Annotated in this window: 1 pseudogene; it reads right to left on the reverse strand. The window is 78.7% G+C overall.

The annotated features are described in order from the left end of the window. Positions 1-1,109, reverse strand: a pseudogene (locus tag OJ997_RS36240) (hypothetical protein); the annotation flags it as partial.

A 1,109-nucleotide genomic window follows, 5' to 3' on the forward strand; every position in this document is an offset into this window, starting at 1 on the left:
GGCGGGCCGCGTCGCGCGTCTCTTCGAGCGCGGCGGCGCGGGCCTCGTCCGGGCGGCCGGCGGCCTGGAGCGCGCGGGCGCGGCGGCCCGCGTTGTGGCCCGGCGCCATGTGGCGCCATCCGAACGCGCGCGTGACCTGGTCGATGCGGTCGAGGTCGGTGAGCGCGTCGGCGGCGCGGTTCTGGGCGAGGCGGAGGTCGGCGCGGGCGTTCCAGACGAGCGTCGCACCCCAGCCGTGGGCGAGCTGGTCATCGCCCGGGAACTCGGCGACGAGCGCGTTGGCGTCTTCGACGCGGTCGAGCAGCACGAGCGCGCGGACGAGTGCGCCCGCGGCGCCGAGCGCGACCGTGTTGCCGGTCGCGACGCCGAACACCTCAGCCGCCGCGCGCGCCTCGGCCTCGGCGAGTGCCGGTGAGCCGAACGCCAGCGCCCACTCGGCGCGCAGGAACGAAACGAACGCGCCCCCGAGCCGCGTGCGGTGCCGGCGCGCGGTCGCCTCCGCGTCGAGCAGCGCGGCGTCCGCGGCGGCGGCGCCGTCCACGGCGATCAGCGCGACGACGACCCAGAAGAGCGTCGGCCGCTCGATCGCCCTCAGCTGCGTGAACGGCCGCCCCTCGAGCGCGCGCTCGGCCAGCGCGAGCACCTCGGCGGCGGGCGCGTCCCCGGCCGCGGCGTCGTACGTGCGATGCGCGAGCACGCCGCGGTTCTCGCCCAGCTCCGCGAGCGTCGCCGCCCGCCGGGGCGCGAGCCGCAGGTCCATCATCAGCGAGTTCAGCAGCTGCCCGGCGATCCGGTCGTGCAGCTCGCCGGGCTCCAGCCGGTCGAGCGCACCGCGCAACGTCGCGGCCGCGGCCTCCAGGTCGTCGCCGGGCGCGACCCGGATCGCCTCGATCGCCTGCGCGGCCACGGCGGGATCGTCGGCGCGCGCGGCCTCCTCGAGATAACCGCGCGCAGCGGGATCGCCGGCCGTCGCTGCGGTCAACCCGAGTTCGAGCACGAGCGCGAGCCGCGCCGCGTCGGGCGACGACGAGGCCGCGCCGGGGGTGGCGGGCGGCGACGATGGCGCGGCGGGCGGCGACGGTGGCGCGGCGGGCGGCGGCGTTGAAGTC

Origin of the sequence: Solirubrobacter phytolaccae, assembly GCF_027587195.1 — a bacterium.
Taxonomy (GTDB): Bacteria; Actinomycetota; Thermoleophilia; order Solirubrobacterales; family Solirubrobacteraceae; genus Solirubrobacter; species Solirubrobacter phytolaccae.